At 75.3% G+C, this 15,932-nt stretch carries 10 protein-coding genes and 2 pseudogenes; 8 read left to right on the plus strand and 4 right to left on the minus strand.

Going from position 1 to position 15,932, the window contains the following annotated elements; all coding sequences use genetic code 11:
* The first annotated feature begins 322 nt into the window (after window positions 1–322).
* Window positions 323–466: a hypothetical protein gene (locus PVK37_RS30090; protein ID WP_275031215.1), complete on the plus strand. Its 144-nt coding sequence runs from the start codon at window positions 323–325 to the stop codon at window positions 464–466.
* A 191-nt stretch (window positions 467–657) separates the two neighbouring features.
* On the plus strand, window positions 658–1,065 hold the full coding sequence (locus tag PVK37_RS30095) for a hypothetical protein (RefSeq protein ID WP_275031216.1): 408 nt from the start codon (window positions 658–660) through the stop codon (window positions 1,063–1,065).
* Window positions 1,066–1,222: 157 nt separating this feature from the next.
* Here the strand turns inward: PVK37_RS30095 and PVK37_RS30100 are convergent, their stop codons facing one another.
* From PVK37_RS30100 to PVK37_RS30110, 3 genes are all read right to left on the minus strand, one after another.
* A complete protein-coding gene (locus PVK37_RS30100; RefSeq protein ID WP_275031217.1) occupies window positions 1,223–1,858 on the minus strand; it encodes a maleylpyruvate isomerase N-terminal domain-containing protein in 636 nt (211 codons plus the stop codon).
* Window positions 1,859–1,951: 93 nt separating this feature from the next.
* The gene (locus PVK37_RS30105; RefSeq protein WP_275031218.1) at window positions 1,952–4,711 is read right to left on the minus strand and encodes a cellulose binding domain-containing protein; all 2,760 of its coding nucleotides are present in this window, start codon (window positions 4,709–4,711) and stop codon (window positions 1,952–1,954) included.
* A 219-nt stretch (window positions 4,712–4,930) separates the two neighbouring features.
* Entirely contained in the window at window positions 4,931–6,931 is a 2,001-nt protein-coding gene (locus PVK37_RS30110; protein WP_275031219.1) for a hypothetical protein, read from the minus strand.
* A gap of 307 nt (window positions 6,932–7,238) precedes the next feature.
* Between PVK37_RS30110 and PVK37_RS30115 the strand changes: the two are divergent.
* Window positions 7,239–7,727: pseudogene (locus PVK37_RS30115) on the plus strand (BON domain-containing protein); the annotation flags it as partial.
* Window positions 7,728–7,944: 217 nt separating this feature from the next.
* Complete coding sequence (locus PVK37_RS30120; RefSeq protein WP_275031221.1) at window positions 7,945–8,496, plus strand: DsbA family protein; 552 nt, start codon at window positions 7,945–7,947, stop codon at window positions 8,494–8,496.
* 29 nt (window positions 8,497–8,525) lie between these two features.
* Here PVK37_RS30120 and PVK37_RS30125 read toward each other — a convergent pair whose 3' ends face one another.
* Window positions 8,526–11,462 (minus strand): winged helix-turn-helix domain-containing protein, encoded by a 2,937-nt coding sequence (locus tag PVK37_RS30125; protein ID WP_275031222.1) that lies wholly within the window; start codon window positions 11,460–11,462, stop codon window positions 8,526–8,528.
* Window positions 11,463–11,744: 282 nt separating this feature from the next.
* Here PVK37_RS30125 and PVK37_RS30130 point away from each other — a divergent pair.
* From PVK37_RS30130 to PVK37_RS30145, 4 genes and pseudogenes are all read left to right on the plus strand, one after another.
* A pseudogene (locus PVK37_RS30130) lies at window positions 11,745–12,077 on the plus strand (hypothetical protein); the annotation flags it as partial.
* 155 nt (window positions 12,078–12,232) lie between these two features.
* Entirely contained in the window at window positions 12,233–13,390 is a 1,158-nt protein-coding gene (locus PVK37_RS30135; protein ID WP_275031223.1) for an alcohol dehydrogenase catalytic domain-containing protein, read from the plus strand.
* 150 nt (window positions 13,391–13,540) lie between these two features.
* Entirely contained in the window at window positions 13,541–14,797 is a 1,257-nt protein-coding gene (locus PVK37_RS30140; protein ID WP_275031224.1) for a saccharopine dehydrogenase family protein, read from the plus strand.
* A gap of 35 nt (window positions 14,798–14,832) precedes the next feature.
* The gene (locus PVK37_RS30145) at window positions 14,833–15,894 is read left to right on the plus strand and encodes a DNA polymerase III subunit beta family protein (protein ID WP_275031225.1); all 1,062 of its coding nucleotides are present in this window, start codon (window positions 14,833–14,835) and stop codon (window positions 15,892–15,894) included.
* Window positions 15,895–15,932 lie beyond the last annotated feature (38 nt).

Below are 15,932 nucleotides of genomic sequence, written 5' to 3' on the forward strand. Positions count from 1 at the left end.
TCCTCCGACAGCCTCGGTCGCCACCCCCGGGGATGAGCAATTCGCGGACCAGGGCGCGGTAAGTCGCCTTTGTCCGGACTTTCTCCTCGCAAATGCCGAACGTCCGATCCCGGTTTCGGTGCGCTCCGCGGACCAAGGGTAGCTGGCGTCGACCGACGGGGTGTGCACCCGTCGATCCGGGCGCGCCCCGACCGGGGTGGCACAGCGGCCAGCCGGCCGTCGACCAGCGGGCTCAGCACCGTTGACCTGCGGTCCTGGCACCGTTGACCAGCGGGCCTAGCATCAGCCGGAGGACTGCTGGCGGCGACGAAAGGACCTATCGATGATCAAGAGGCTTCTCGGGCTGGCCGGCGTCGGCGCCCTGCTCGCCATGGTGCTGGCCTGCGGCTTCGGCGGCGCGGGGGACGACGACGATGACGATGACGACGACTTCGCCCGTGGTACCGCCGTGGTGACCCTGCGCTGATTTCGGGCCGTCCGGCCCAGAGGTTCCACCCCGCCCGGTGACGGTGCCGGCCCGATCGGCCGGTGATCGACGTCACCGGGCGGGTTTGCGTCCCCATCCGGTTGGGCACCTGGTGGGGACGGGCGGACCGCAGCCCCCGACCTGACACCGTGGTCCGATGTGGCCGCCGGTACCCGAGGGAGGTAACCAGGATGTTCGGATCCACACTGCTGGAACGCCGGAGCAGGCCCGAGCGGATCGCCGACCAGGCGTGGCGGCACCTGACATCCGCGGTCGACTCCGCCGGCACCAGCGTCCGCGACACCGCCCGGACCGCCCGCCACAGCGGCCTCACCTTGGCCGACGAGGCCGGTGACCTGGTCGGCTCGGCCGCCGAGGAGGCCCGCCGCCGAGCGGTACGCGCCTTCGACGCGCTCGCCGGACGCCGGCCCGCGCTGCCCTGGACGCTGCTCGTCGGGGCCGCCCTGGCCGGCGCGGCGATCGGCTGGGCGGCCGGAACGGCGGCCCGGGCCGTGGGCAGCCGGGGCGATCGGAACGTGGACGACATCGAGTTCGTCGACGTCGACAAGCCCAGCTCGCCGGCCGGCCTGGACGGCTGAGCCCGCCTCCCCCACCGAAGACGTCGAGCCCCCGGTCAACGGTGACCGGGGGCTCGAACGATTCCGGAGGCCGGCCCGTCCAGGGGCCGGCAGCCGGCAGGACCATCCCGCAGGCCGACAGCCGGCAGGACCTTCCGCCGGGCCGGCGGCTTGCCGGTCAGAAGGCGGTGATGTCGGCCGGGGCCCGCTCGGACCGGGACAACGCCCGCAGCACCGCCGGCTGCCCGTGCCGACGGGCCGACAGCCGGGCCAGCAGGGTGAACACCGGATCGATCACCTCGGCCGGCAACTCGGGGGTGTCCAGGCCGACGCTGACCGCCAGGTCGTCGGAGTGCACGGCGATCTCCAGCAGCCGGGTGACCAGGAAGTCGTCCAGGGTCAGCGACCAGCCCCCGGGCACCACCACCAACCGGTCGACCGGTGCCTCGGCCAGCACCCCGGCCACCTTCTCCAGCGTCTCCCCGGCCCGGGACAGCAGCGCGGCCGGGCCGGGCCCGGCCAGCTCGCCACCGATCCGGCGGACGACCACGCTGACCTCGTCGTCCAGCCCGGCGTCCAACCACGGCACCCGACCGAAGTGCTCCGCCAGACCGACCGGCGCGCCCGCCGGGACCGGCTGGTCGAGCATCGTCGGTACCCGGAGGATCTGGGCGGCCAGGTGACCGGCCAGCCCGCCCACCCGGAACTCGGCGAGCGCGCTCGGCTCGGCCCACCGCCGCGCCACGGCCGGCTCGCCGAGCAGGGCCAGCGCCGAGCGCGCCGCGGTGAGGTACGCCGTCCTGGTCTCGTTCATGCCCGCTCCTCCACCCGATGGAGATCACATCCTATCGATCCCCTCCGGTGCCCCCGGCCCCGCCGGTCGAGGCGGGGCCGGGGGCAGGCGGACTCAGCGGGAGTAGGAACAGGTGGGAGTGGGAGTGCCGGTGGCGCCGGGCACGCTCGCCAGGAAGCCGAAGGTGGTGCTCTGGCCGGTGGCGAGGAAGCCGTTGTAGTCGGCGTTGCGCACGGTCACGGCGCTCCCGGTCTGGGTGAGCTTGCCGCCCCAGATCTGGGTAAGCTTCTCACCGTTCGCGTACGTCCAGGTCACCGTCCAGCCGGTGATCGGAATGTCCTCGTAGTTACGTACGGTCACCTCGCCCTGGAACCCACCGGACCAGGAGCCGACCACCGTGTACGTGGCCCGGCAGCCGAGGATCGGGCCGGGGGTGGTGGGCGGCGGCGGACCGGTCGGGGTCGACGTCGGGGTCGGCGTGGGCGCGGTGGGGGTCGGGGTCGGGGTGGTGGGCGTCGGGGTGGGCGTGGTCGGGCTCGGCGTCGGGGTGGTCGGCGTGGGGGTCGGGTTGCCGCCCAGCCGGTCGGCGACCAGGATGCCCCGGCCGTTGGTGCCCAGGTACACCCGGCCGTAGACGCGCGGGTCACCGGTGATCGCGTCACCCGCGTTGCCGTACTGGTGCTGGTCGTCGTTGATCCGGACCCAGCTCGCGCCGACGTTGTCGGACCGGTGCACGCCGGGCTGGCCGCCGACCGTGCCGAACAGGTACAACGCCGGGTACGTCTGCCCGGGGGCGGCCTTGCCGAAGCCGACGCTGCCGGCGGCGCTCACCCCGGCCAGCTTGGTGAAGCTCGCCCCGGAGTCGGTGGAGCGCCACAGCCCGCCCTCACCGGCCAGCCACAGGTGGCCCTTCTGGCCGGGTACCGCCTTGAACCGGACGTTCCCGGTGGCCGGCAGGCCGGTCGCGGCCGAGGCGGTGAAGCTGACCCCGCCGTTGGTACTGACGTAGAGCCGGCCGCCGCTGAAGCCGTAGAAGACGTTCGGGTCGACCCGGTCGGACTCGACGGTCGCGTTGGCCGGGATGCCGGTCGAGGCGGTCCACGTGTTGCCGAAGCCGACCGAGTGGACGACCCGCTGGCCGGCGTCGCCCGGGGCCCAGACGAAGCGGCTGCCGTCGGCCGCCGCGGCGACCGTACCGCCGTTGTTGATCCCGCCGGGCTCGGTGCCCTGGAACCAGTTCGCGCCGCCGTCGGTGGAGAACGCGACGTGGCTGTCGTTGGGGCGGTCGGCATCGGTGAAGTTACCCGCCCGCACCATCACCGACGGGTTGGTCTCGGCGTAGTCCAGGCTGGTGGTGCTGGTGAAGACCGGCTGGGTGAACATCTTCGCCGGTACCGCGTTCAGGTCGGTGTGCCGGAACCCGCCGATGTCGCCCAGGGCGCTGATCAGCGGCGCGCCGGTCGGCGGGCTGACCAGGTCGAGCACGGCGGTCTCCTCCAGCCCCTTGACCATCGGCTTGATGGTGAACGTGCCGCCGGTGTCCCACTTCGTCAGCTCGGTGCTGCCGTAGATGGTCGCGCCGGTGCCGTACATGAACCGGTTCGAGTCGTGCGGGTCGATCTCCACCGACTCGTTCATCCAGCCCAGCTTCGGGGACTCCTCCGGCGGGGACGGGTTCACGCCGAAGTCCAGCCAGGGGGCCGAGCTGATGTCCATGGTGTACTTCTTGCTGCGGTTCGGGTAGCTGGTGAACTCCCAGATCCGGCTCCAGGTCGCCCCGCCGTCGGTGCTGCGCCAGAAGATCGCGTCCGGCCACCAGGAGATCTGGGTGGCGACCATCAGGGTGTTCGGGTTCTTCCGGTCGATGGTGAGTCCGCTGTAGCCGAAGTACGCGTCGGTGCTGCTGGACGGGATCGGGCTGATCTGCGTCCACGCCCCGGTGGCCCGGTTGAACTTCCAGACGTCGCCCTTCGCCCCGTCGTACGGGCCGCCGGTGTCGCTGGTGGCGATGTAGAGGTACCCGCCGACGTGGTCCACCACGCCCTTGTGGGCCAGGTAGCCGGTGGGCTGGCCGGGGATCCGCTCCCAGGTGGTGCCGCCGTTGGTGCTCCGGTACACCGGGTTCTGCTTGTCCGCCACACCGACGTAGACGGTCTGCGTGGCGCTGCCCGCCGTACCGGTGCTCTTGTCGAAGCTGACCCAGGTCAGGCCCTGGTTCTGGCTCTGGTAGCCGCTGGAGTCGTTGGGGTCGGCGACGTAGTTGCCGACGTTCGGGAAGGTGGTCACCTTGGCCCAGGTGACCCCGAAGTCGGTGCTGCGCCACAGGCCGTTGCCGCCCTCGGCGGCGTAGTAGACGATGCTGTTGCGGTTCGGGTCGACGGCCAGCCGCTCCCCCATGCCCCGGCCGGGCATGTTGCCGCCGTTCTTGAACGGCAGCTCGGTGGCCTGCCAGGTGGCGCCCTTGTCGGTGGAGCGCAGGATCGCGCCGTTGTTCGGGTCCCAGTCGTTGGTGTACATGCCGACCGCCGCGTAGAGCCGGTTGGTCTGCACCGGGTCGGTGGCGAGGCTGACCACGCCGTTCCAGCCCCACTTGTCGGCGCCCACCCAGTCCAGCAGCGGCGTCCAGGACTGGGTGGCCTGTTCCCAGCGGTACGCCCCGCCGATGTCGGTACGCGCGTAGATCAGGTTCTTCTCGGTGGGGTTGAAGACGATGCCGGGGACGAAGCCGCCACCGTCGATCCGGACGTTCTTCCAGGAGTACGGGTCGGCCGCGGCGGCGGTCGCCGTACCGGACGGGGCGGTGATCTGGACGGCCAGCAGGGCCGTGGTGGCGGCGAGCACGGCCACGGCCGCGCCGGCGATACTTCTCCGCATCACGCGGTTCCTCTCGGGGGTGACCCGGGCAGGGTCCGGGACGCCCGGCACACGGCGGCGAACGGCCGTGTCGGGCGGACGACGTGATCCGGGGAGCTGCCCTGGCTCCCCCCACCGGCGCGCTGGCTCCCGCTGCCGTGGAAGAACCTCACAGTATCCGTTCGGACCCCGAGTTCGGAAGGACTCCCAACTAAGTCGATGCTGAGCAGCCCTCTTCGATCAGCCCAGGTGGTACACGAAGCCGTCGCCGACCGGCTCCCGTCGGATACCCAGCCCGTCGATCGGCCGGGCCGCCACGTCCTGCCAGGGGGTGCCGACCGCGTACCCCGGCAGCACCACGACCGTCCGGATGCCGCGCTGCCGCAGGTACGCCACCGAGCCGGCGTCCGGGAAACTCAGGCTGGCCGCGCGGATCTCCGCCTGACTGGCCGGGACGAACGAGGCGAGCCCGTTGACCACCTGCGGGAAGCCGTCGGTGGACCAGAGCATCACGTGCAGCTCGCGGATGCCGTCGCTGGGCAGCACCAGCAGCGGACCGGAGACCCCGCGCAACGCCGCCGGCTGCTCCGGCACCGGCACGTGCGGGGTGCGGTTGACCCCCTCCAACAGCACCAGCAGCAACGGCAGCACCAGCAACGCCCGTCCCCACCGGGCGAAGCCCCGACCCTCGGTCGCCGCACCGTCCCCTTGCGTCGACGGGCCGTCCCCGGTCAGCGGCGCGCCGTCCCCGGTCGCCGTACCGTCCCCTTGCGACGCCGGGCCGTCCCCGGTGGCCGGCTGGTCGTCGGACGGCGTGGGCCCGGCCCCGGAGGGTGGCGTCGGCTCGGCCACCGATGACGGAGCCGGATCGGCCCCGGAGGGCTGAGCCGGATCGGCCCCGGAGGGCGGGGTACCGGGCCCGGTGGCGGGCTGGTCGCCGGTCGTGCGGGTCAGCGCGCCGGCGGCCAGCAGACCGAGCAGCAGGGTGGTCCAGAGCACCAGCCGACCGGGAGTACGGATGCCGTCCCAGCCCGGAGCGTGCTCGACCAGGGTGACGTAGCCCGGGTCACCGTCGCCGAGGAACCGGGTGCCCATGGCGAGCGCCCCGGTCACCAGCACCCCGGCCAGCAGCAGCAGCCGGTGCCGCAGCCGCCAGGCCGAGAAGGCCAGCCCGGCGCAGGCCAGCCCGAGCAGCACCACCCCCGGCAGCAGGGTCATCTCGTTCGGGAAGCCGAGCAGTTCCCGGGCGGCCGCGTGCCGCTCGCCCCACAGCCAGTTCTCCGGCGGCGCGGTCAGGAAGCCGCGCAACGGCGGGGAGAACATCTCGATGTGGGCCACCGTCCGCCGACCTTCGGGGTGACGTTCCACCACCTCGAAGTAGGGAGCGGCCATGAACAACGCCACCCCGGCGAAGAAGACCCCACCGGCCAGGTCGGCCAGGAGCAGCCCGCGCGGGAACGGCGGCCGGGACCGCCGCCGCCAGGTCGACCAGACGTAGCCGCCCGCCGCGGTCAGGCAGACCAACGCCAGCACGTACGCGAAGGGCAGGCCGACGCCGAAACCCAGGCTGATCTGCCAGGCGGCGACCAGCCAACCCGCCACCGCCCAGCCGGGACGGGCCCGCTCCGGGCGGTACCCGTACCGCAGCGACCAGCCGTGCCCCCGCGCCAGCATCGCCAGCGCCAGGGCGATCCCACCGATGCTGAGCACGTGCAGGTGCCCGGCCTGGGCCAGCTTCCACGGGGCGTACGCGAAGGCCGCCCCGGCCACCGCCGAGCCGGCCCGGCCCGCCCCCAACTGCCGGGCCAGCACGTACGCCCCGACGAACGCCAGGGCGTGCACCAGCACGTACAGCAGGTTGTAGCGGACCACGGCGGCCACCGGCCCGTCCCCGACCAGGCCCGTCGGGGCGTAGCCCAGCAGCGTGTCCGAGTAGGCGTAGGTGTACGGCTCGGGGTAGAACGTGTTCGAGTGCCACAGGCTGGTGGGGTCGGTGAGCAGCGCGTGGCCGCCCCAGGCCACCTGCCACGCCTGCAACGTCGGGTCACCGGTGTCCTGCGGGATGGTGCCGGTCAGGTCGGCCAGGGTGGGCCAGGTCAGCACCGCCGCCAACAGCAGCGACCCGAGCACCACCAGGGTCCACTCGTGCCGTGCCAGCCGCAGCAGCAGCAGCGTCCACCCGGGCCCGGTCCGCTCCGGGGTGCCCGGAGTGGGGGCCGCGGTCTCCGTCTCGGTGCTCATCGCCCGCCCTCGTCGCCGTCGGTGACGCGATCGATCCAGATCGTGCCGCACGGCGGGCCGGCTGTCACCCCCGTCCCATCCGGGTGAGGTCGGTTCACCCCCTCTGCCGGCAGCGTCGTTCCCGACGACGGCGGCGGTCCCTGGCCCCGGCGGTGCCTTCCCGCCCTGCTGAGGCGGCATCGCAACGCCACGAAGCGAAGGGTCGCAGCACTACGGGCCGCCGGTGCCGCAGCACTACGGGCCGACGGTGCCGTAGCACTACGAACCGGCGGTGCCGCAGCACCACGACGAGCCTTCGGGAGGAGCCGTGCGCAGTACGACGATCGTCCGTACCGACCGGGACGTCCGGGCCGACGTGCTGGACGAACTGGCCGCGGAACCCCGGATCCGACCGGCCGGGGTCGACGTGACCGTGGACGAGGGCGTGGTGGCCCTGCGCGGCCGGGTGGCGGACCACCCGGCCCGGTGGGCCGCCGAACGGGCCGCCCACCGGGTCCCCCGGGTCCGGGCGGTCGCCAACGATCTCGTGGTCCGGCCGCCCGGTCGGCCCGCCACCGGGCCGGTCGACCCGCCCCGGCCGGCCGGACCCACCGATCCGGAACTCGCCGCCGCCGTCGTACACGCCCTGGAGTGGGAGGCGTTCGTGCCGCCGGGCCGGTTGGCGGTGACCGTCAGCGGAGGCTGGGTGGCCCTGCGCGGTCGGGTCGAGTGGGAGTACCAGCGGCGGGCCGCCGGGTGGGCGGTGGGTCGGCTGCCGGGCGTACGCGGGGTCAGCGACCGGATCATGGTGCGACCCTGACCAGCCGGAGCGGGCACCACCCGGGCGGGAAACCACCGCGCGGAAGACCACCGTGCGGGAGACCACCCGGGCGGGAAACCACCCGGGCCGGGTGAGCCGGCCTCACCCCGACCGGCGACACGCTGGGCCCATTGACCGGGCCACCGTTGCGGCGTACCGACCGGTGCGCCGGGCACGGTGGCCCGGTCCGAGCCGGGAGGGGGTGAGCGGCCGGATGAGCACGCCGCTCCAGGTCACCGTGGCCCGCCTGCGGGTGCCGGTCACCGAGGCCGACCACGTTCGCGGGCCGGTGGACGCGCCGGTGACCCTGGTCGAGTACGCCGACTTCCAGTGCGCCCACTGCGGCGCGGCGTACCGGAACCTGCGCGAGGTGCTGCGTCAGCGGGCCGAGCTGGTCCGGCTGGTCTACCGGCACTTCCCGATCACCAACGTGCACCCGTACGCGGAGGCCGCCGCCCAGATCGCCGAGGCGGCCGGCCGGCGGGGCCGGTTCTGGGACATGCACGACTGGCTGTACGAGCACCAGGACCAGCTGGATCCGGTGCACCTGTCGGTCGGGGTGGAGCAGCTCGGTCTCTCCGCCGACGACGTGGGCACCGAGGTCGAGGGGGAGGTGCACGCCGACCGGGTCCGGCAGGACTTCGTCGGCGGGATCCGCAGCGGGGTGACCGGGGTGCCCGCGCTCTTCGTCGACGAGGTCTGCCACGAGGGCGGGTACGCCCTGGCGGACCTGCTCGCCGCCGTCGACCAGGCCGCCGACACCTGACCCCGGGCCGCCGACACCCGACCCCGCTGTCAGAGCAGGTGGAGTTCCCGGGCCCGCCGGACGGCCTCCCGGCGGCGGGTGGCGTCGAGCTTGCGGTAGATGTTCCGCACGTGCGTCTTGACGGTGTTCACCGACAGGGACAGCTCGCTGGCGATCTCCACGTTGGACAGGATGCTCTGGAGGTACCGCAGCACGGTCAGCTCCCGTTCGGTGAGCGGCTCGGTGAGCTGCCCGGCGAACCGGTCGCCCGGTCCGTGGTCCGCCCCACCGGCCGACCGCCCGCCACCGGCACCGTGCCCCGGGTCGGTGTCGTGCAGCAGTTCCGCCACGAACGGCCAGTACGCGGTGCCGGAGTCCAGGTGTTCGGCGAGCACCTCCCGGACGGCCGGTTCGGCGTGGGTGAAGACCCGGCGGTGCCCCTCCGGGCCGGCCAGCTCCAGTACCCGTTCCAGCAGCCGCCCGGCCCGGCGCGGGTCGCCGGCCTGCCGGGCGAGCAGGACGTCCAGCAGGCCGGCGTCGAGGCGTACCGGCAGCGGCCAGGACCCGGCGGTGGGCGCGTCCCAGGCGGGCAGGGCGGCAGCGGCGGCGCGCGGGTCGCCGGCCCGCAGCTCCACCCGGGCGTACGCCACGGCCGGTTCGGGCCGGTCGACGGACGGACGCAGCAGGTCCCGCGCGGTGGTCAGGTCGCCGTGGGCGGCGTCCAGCTCCGCCTCGGCGGCCAGCAGGCGGTCGGTCACCTCGGGCCCACCGGCCCCCGGGTGGGACGGCTCGGTCGCCTCGTGCCGACGGGCACCGGCATGGGACGGCTCGGTCGTCTCCTGCCGACCGGCACCGGCATGGGACGGCTCGGTCGTCTCCTGCCGACCGGCACCGACGGTGGTCGGCGAGCTGGGTGACTGCCCGGCGTGGGACGGGGACGCGCCGGGGATCAGCGGCCGGCTCTCCCGTGCCTGCGCCAGCAGCCGGTGCGCGCCGGCCAGGTCACCCCGCTCCCGCAGCAGGTGGGCCCGGCAGTACGCGGCCATCGCCACCGGCACCGGGCCCGCCCCGGGAAGATCCACCCGCGACAGGTACGCCTCGGCCTCCCCGGGCCGGTCGCGGTACAGCGCCACCAGCGCCAACGCCAGGTACGCATGGCCCCGGTCGCCGGGTGCGGCGGCCCCGCCGAGGGTCTCCCCGGCGGCCAGCTCGGCGTCCCGCAGGTCGCCCCACCACGCCGCCGCCAGCGCGGCCCGGCTCCGGCAGACCAGCTCGGTACCTGACCGGCCGGCCTCCCGGGCCGTCCCGGCCAGCCGGCGGAGCTGGCTGCCGGCCCGGTACGGGTGCCCCTCGGCCAGGTCGGCGAGCGCCTCGGCGGTGTCGGCGACGAGGTGCACGTCGGCGCGGTCCCGGGCGCTGGAGCGGGGATCGTCGGCGGGGCCGACGGGTGGGGTGCCCGGGGTGTCCCGGAGGCGGGCGACGGCAGCGGGCGGGCCGTCCAGGGTGGCCCGGAGGCGGGCCACGGCGGCGCGTACCCCGGTGTGGTCGCCGGCGAGCCGGGCCAGCGTGATCTCCAGCGCGGTGGCGAGCCGGCGGAACCGGTCCCGCCGGGGCACGGGCAGCGGGCGGGCCGCGGCGACCGCGTGCCGCAGGTGGCCGGTGGCCGTCCCGTGGTCCCCGGCGGCGGCCCGTTCGACGGCGAGCGCGAGCCCCAGTTCCGGGTCCCGGGCCAGCCGCTCCGCCGGCGGGCCGGCCGGCGGTGGGCCGGGTTCGCGGCCGGCCGGACCCGGGCCCGGGTCGTACGGGACCAGTTCCGGCCACTCGGTCAGGACCAGCCCGGTCGCCCGGTCCCATTCACCGGCGGCGAGCGCGTGCCGTAGCGCCTCGGCGGGACGACCGTGGTCGGCGTACCAGCCGGCGGCCCGGCGGTGCAGCTCCCGCAGCTCGTCGGCGGGCTGCCGGGCGAGGTCGGCCCGGAGCAGGTCGGTCAGCATCCGCTGGCAGCGGTACCAGCCCGGACGCAGGTCGTCGGGACGGACGAACCCGCAGCCCCGCACCAGCCCGGCAAGTACGCCGTCGGCACCGGGCCGCCCGGTCAGCGCGTCGGCCAGTTCCCCGCAGACCGCCTCGGTGACGGCGCTGCGGCGCAGCAGGTCCGTCTCCTCGTCGGTCAGCGCGGCGAGCACCTCGTCCCGCAGGTAGTCGGCGACGTCCGGCTCGTCCCCGGCGTACCGCTCGACGAGCCGGGCCGGGTCGGTGGCGGCGCGCGCGGCCAACGCGGCGAACCGCAGGCCGGCCGGCCAGCCACCGGTGCGGGCCCGCAGCGCCGGCACCGCCGCCGGGGGCACGGCCACCCCGTGCGCGGTCAGCAGGTCGGCCACCTCGTCGGTGGTGAAGGCGAGGTCGTCGGCGTCCAGCCCGGTCAGTTCACCGCGCAGCCGCCAGTGGTGCAGGGGCAGCGCCGGGTCGGTACGCGCCGCGACAACCAGCCGCAGGCGTCCGCCACCGTGCCGGAGCAGGAACTCCAGACCGGCCAGGTCCGCCGGGTCGGTGATCCGGTGCAGGTCGTCGAGGACCAGCACCACCGGCCGGTCCCGGTCGGCGAGCGTGGCGGCCAGCCGTTCCAGCCGCTCGGCCGGCCGGTCCGGTGCGATCGGGGGCATATGGCCGCTTTCGTCGGTATCATCCGGCGGGACGAGCGCGGCGGCCAGGTACGACCAGAGCCGCTCCCCGGTGTCGCCCACCTCGACCGACAGCCAGGCCGGGTCGCCGGCCCGCCCGGCGGCGCGGACCCACGCGGCGAGCAGGGTGGTCTTGCCCCAGCCGGCCGGGGCACGGACCAGGGTGACCGGTCCCCCGACGCCCTCGTCCAGCAGGTGCAGGAGCCGGGGGCGCAGCACCAACGGCTCGGGCGGACCGGGCACGGTCAACCGGGACGCCAGCAGCGGCGGCCCGCCGGACCGCGTCCCGTTCGACCCCTGCGCCATCCGTCCGTCCTCCCCCACGTCCCAGGTCCGCCGACCCACGTCCAGGTCTGCCGCTCCCCGTCTGCTGGGTCCGGGCGCCGTGACCCCTCGCCGTCGCGGCGGGCGGTTACCCGGCCCGACGCCGTTCACCCCTTCCGGGGGAACCGGGGTCACCCGGGATTCGCCGACAGTCGTTCGCGGGGGCTCCGGCCGACGGGCCCCGGTAGAGCGGGGCTCCGGCCGACTGGTCCCCGCAGAGCGGGAACTCCGGCCGACGGGTCCGGAGCGCACGCCGGGAGGCAGGTGGTGGAGGTGGTACGCGGGAGACGGGCGGTGCGGACGGGGCGCTGGCAGGTGGTCACCGTGGACCGGCCGCCGGACGTGGTGCTGCCCGACGGTCGGCTGCCGGAGCCACTGGCCCGGCTCGGTGCCGGCGTCCAGGTGGACCTGCGTCCGGCCCCGGGCGGCCGGGGCACCGAGCTGGCCGCCCGCGCCCCGGACGGGGTGTTCGCCGGGATGGCGGCCCACCTGGTCGGCGACGATCCCGACCTGCTGCTGCGCCGGGTGCTGCGGGAGGTACGGCAGGTGATCGAGACCGGTGAGGCGCTCCGCCCCGACCGCCCCGACCGGGAACGATCCGCCCCGGACCGGCCCGCCCCGGAGCGGCTGGAGCTGGCGCGGCCGGAGCCGGCGGGGCCGGAGCGACCGGGCCTGGCGGGGCCGGGGCTGGCGGGGCCGGAGCCAGGGCGACCGGACGCGGCCACCGGGCGGTGGTGGGAGGAGGTGCCGGATTGAGGGCGCTCTGCGCGACCGGTGACGGCGGGCTGGCCGTCCGGGAGGTACCCGACCCGGAGCTGCGCAACGGCCACGACGTGATCGTGCGGGTACGGCAGAGCGTCACCTGCGGCGGCGACCTGCACCTGCTCGACAGCGGGGCGCTGCGCCCGGGGGACGTGCTCGGCCACGAGTTCCTCGGCGAGGTGGTGGAGGTGGGGCCGCGGGTACGCCGGCACCGGGTCGGCGACCGGGTGGTGGTCGCCTCGGTGGTGGCCTGCGGCCGGTGCTGGCACTGCCGGCAGGGGTGGTACTCCTGCTGCGACAACGGCACCGTCGAGCCTCCGGTGGACGAGGCGGCCTGGGGGCAGACGCCGGCCGGCTGCTACGGCCACCCGTCGGCCAGCGGCGGGTTCGCCGGCAGCCACGCCGAGTACGTGCGGGTGCCGTACGCCGACGTGGGCGCGTTCCGGGTGCCGGACGGAGTCGACGACGACCGGGCGGTGTTCGCCTCGGACGCCGTACCGACCGCCTGGGCCGGGGTGGAGCTGGGCGGCGTACGCCCGGGGGACGTGGTGGCGGTCTGGGGCGCGGGGGCGGTCGGGCAGCTCACCGCGCGGGCGGCGGTGCTGCACGGCGCGGCCCGGGTGGTGGTGGTCGACCGGTACGACGACCGGCTGGACATGGTGGCCCGGCACGTCGGCGTGGACACGCTCAACTACCGGCGGGCCGACGTGCCGGCCGAACTGGTCGAACGCAGCGGCGGACGCGGCCCGGACGTGTGCGTCGAGGCGGCCGGGAGCCTCGACGGCTCCCGCTGGCTCGCCGACCGGCTGCCCGACCGGCTGCGCGGCACGCCCCGCACCCCGCTGGCGCTGCGCGAGGCGGTGCACGCCTGCCGCAAGGGCGGGACGGTGGTGGTGCTGGGTGAGGTGACCGGGTTCGTGGACACCTTCCCGGCCGGCGCGGTGGTGCGGAAGGGGCTGAGCGTGCGCGGTGGGCGACCGCACGGCCCCCGGTACATTCCGGCGCTGTTGGACCGGATGGCCCGCGACGAACTACGCACCGAGCACCTCGCCACGCACCGGTTCCCGCTCCGGGAGGGGGCCGCCGGGTACGCGCTGTTCCGGAACCGGGCCGACGGCTGCGTCCGGGTGGTGCTCACGCCCGACTGAGCGGGCCGCGCACAACCCGACGCAACGGCTGGCGCACACCCCGACTCCGCGGCTGGCGCCAACCCCGACGGCGCGGGTGGCGCGCACCCCATCCGCGCCCGCTGGGCCGCCGGCCCGGTGCGGCGGCGGTCCGGGTGGCAGACTCGTCGGATGCCCGACCATCGCGCGTACGACCTCGTCCTGTTCGGCGCGACCGGCTTCACCGGCGCGCTGACCGCCGACTACCTCGCCCGGCACGCCCCGGCCGGGCTCCGCTGGGCGCTCGCCGGCCGCAACCCGGAGAAGCTGGCGAAGGTACGCGACCGGCTCGCCGCCGTCGACCCGGCGCTGGCCGGGCTGCCGCTGCTGACCGCCGATGCCACCGACCCGGAGTCGCTGCGCGCGGTCGCCGAGGGCAGCCGGGTGGTGGTCAGCACCGTCGGCCCCTACCTGCGGTACGGGGAGCCGTTGGTCGCCGCCTGCGCCCGCGCCGGCACCGACTACCTGGACATCACCGGGGAACCGGAGTTCGTGGACCTGATGTACCTGCGGCACCACGCCGAGGCGGCCCGTACCGGGGCCCGGCTGGTGCACACCTGCGGTTTCGACTCGGTCCCGTACGACCTGGGGGTGTGGTTCACACTCAAGCACCTGCCCACCGACGGTCCGGTGACCGTGGACGGGTACGTGCGGGCCGGTGGGCGGTTCTCCGCGGGGACGTACCACTCGGCGCTGACCGCGTTCGAACGGTCGGGTCAGATGAGCCGGGTGGCCCGGGAGCGTCGGGCCGCCGAGCCCCGGCCGGCGGGTCGCCGGGTCCGGGCCGTACCGGGCCGGGTCGGTCGCTCGGCGGAGCTGGGCATGTGGGTGGCCCCGCTGGCCACCGTCGACCCGCAGGTGGTCCGCCGGTCGGCGCTGGCCCGCCCGGAGTACGGCCCGGACTTCACCTACCGGCATTTCGCGGCGGTCAAGCGGCTGCCGACGATGCTGGCGGCCGGGGCCGGGTTGACCGCCCTGATCGGGCTGGCGAAGGTCCCGCCGGCCCGACGATGGTTGTACGGGCGGCTCACCGCCGGGCAGGGGCCGACCGCCGAGCAGCGCGCGAAGGGCTGGTTCCGGGTCCGGTTCGTCGGCACCGGCGGCGGCCGGCGGGTGGTCACCGAGGTCTCCGGCGGCGACCCCGGCTACGACGAGACCGCGAAGATGCTCGCCGAGGCGGCGCTCTGCCTGGTGTACGACGACCTGCCGGCCACCTCCGGGCAGGTCACCCCGGTCACCGCGATGGGTGACGCGCTGCTGGACCGGCTGGTCCGGGCCGGCATCACCTTCCGGGTGGTGGACGGCGCCGGAGGGGACCCGGACCGGGCCGGAGGGGACCCGGACGGCGCCGGCCGGGAGCGGCCGGGACCGCCGCCGGTGGCGGCTTGACCCTCGACCAGGTCGAGCCACCAGCATCGGTACCCGTGGAGAGGGAACCGCTCAGCATCGGCGAACTGGCCCGGATCAGTGGCCTGACGGTCAGCGCGCTGCGCTTCTACGACCGGAACCGGATCCTGGTGCCGGCGTGGGTGGACGCGCACACCGGCTACCGCTGGTACACCGCCGACCAGGTGCGGGCCGCCCGACTGGTGGCCGGGCTGCGCCGGGTGGGGATGCCGCTGGCCGGCATCACCGCCGCGGTCCGCGCCGAGCCGGCGGTGGTGCGGGCGCTGCTCGACGCGCACCTGCGTCGACTGGAGGACGGGCTCGCCGACGCCCGCCGTGAACTCTCCCGGATCCGTGCCCTGCTCGATCACGAGGAGACCGTCATGACCACCCGTATCTCCCTGCCCCGCACCGACCTGGCCGCCGCGTTCGGGGCGGTCCGGTTCGCCGTCGGGGCCGACCCGGAGCTGCCACAGCTCGCCACCGTCCTGATCGACGTGGACGTGGACACGGTGACCCTGGTCGCCACCGACCGGCACCGGATGGCGGTGGCCGGGGCCGCCGCCACCGTCACCGGCCCGCCGGTGCGGGTGCCGGTGCCGGTGGAGCTGGCCGACCGGCTCCGGGAACTGCTCACCTCGGCGACGGCCGGGGCCGCGACGCTGACCGTGTCGGCCGACGGGCTCACCCTCGCCGTCGGCGACGCCGAGGTCACCGGCCGGACGGTCGAGGTGGACTACCCGGACCACCGCCGGCTGGTCGGGGCCGTCACCACCAGCCGCTCGGCCACCGTACGGGTGGACGCGCTGCGGGCCGCGCTGACCGGCGCGCCCACCGTGGTCCGTGAGCACGACGGCGTCCGGTACGACGTCACGGTGCTCAGCGTGGACGACCGGGGTGCCGTCGCGGTGGTCGGCGACGAGCCGGCCGACGGGGCGGCCCTGCGGGTCGGGGTCAACCGGGAGTTCCTGCTCGACGCGCTGGACGCCGGTGACCGGGGCCAGTTGGTGCTGGAACTGGACGGCCCGATCACCCCGCTGCTGGTGCGCCGCCCCGACGACGAGCGCACCTTCTCCCTGCTGATGCCGATCAAGCTGTAGGCCGGCGCGGTGCCGGGCGGGCGGTCCGCTGTCCGCCC

Origin of the sequence: Micromonospora cathayae (assembly GCF_028993575.1) — a bacterium.
GTDB lineage: Bacteria > Actinomycetota > Actinomycetes > Mycobacteriales > Micromonosporaceae > Micromonospora > Micromonospora cathayae.